The following is a 695-nucleotide window of genomic DNA, read 5'->3' on the forward strand; positions in this document are numbered from 1 at the left end:
TTGGCCGTGGTCCAGGTGATACCGCCGTCGGCGGAGCTGACCTCCAGGTTGGTGAACAGGTTGGTCGTCCCGTTATGGGCCGTCACCTTGAAAGGAGAGAGGTTGGCCTGCGTAATGATGGGTCCGCGTGTTACGGCACCGATCGACGGGCGGAACTTGATCTCTCCCCTTTGGTCGAGACCCGTGGTCTCGTCCTGCGAGCAGGAAGCCAGTGCCAGCAAGCCCGCAGCTAAAAACAATACATTCTTTTTCATGTCTTTAATTGTCTAATTAATGATAAATGGATAATATAAAAGTGTCACATCACTATTTTTAACATCTACATATCTATTTCTTCCGTAATACTCTGCCACTCATCTATCGTAGGATGGAAACCTCCCCCGTTCGCAATGGGTTTGGGCAGGTTCAGGCCCTCGATGAGGATGTGCACGTTTTTCGGATCGGGTGCCTCGTTCACCTGCGCGCTCACGTCGAAGGTGTAGTACTGCTTGCTCCCGTCCGAGAGGATCACATACAGGGAGAGCGTACGCAACGGATTGGCGGATGTCGACGTGCCGAAGCACAAGAAGCGAGCGGTCACTTTCTCGGCCGCCCCGTCCGCCTTTGCGGGAAAGGGAATCGTGCTTCGCAGAGAAGAACGCTCGTCTCTGCCCGCAAGCAGGCCTCCCGAGAGACCCGAGAGCGAGAAACTCAGC

The 695-nt window shown here is 54.7% G+C and carries 2 pseudogenes; both read right to left on the bottom strand.

Features of this window, described 5'->3' with window-relative positions:
• Positions 1-254 (bottom strand): annotated as a pseudogene (locus BN102_RS10450) (fimbrillin family protein); the annotation flags it as partial.
• A 65-nt stretch (positions 255-319) separates the two neighbouring features.
• Positions 320-695 (bottom strand): annotated as a pseudogene (locus BN102_RS11055) (DUF5119 domain-containing protein); the annotation flags it as partial.

Source organism: Phocaeicola abscessus CCUG 55929 (genome assembly GCF_000312445.1).
Taxonomy (GTDB): Bacteria; Bacteroidota; Bacteroidia; order Bacteroidales; family Bacteroidaceae; genus Phocaeicola; species Phocaeicola abscessus.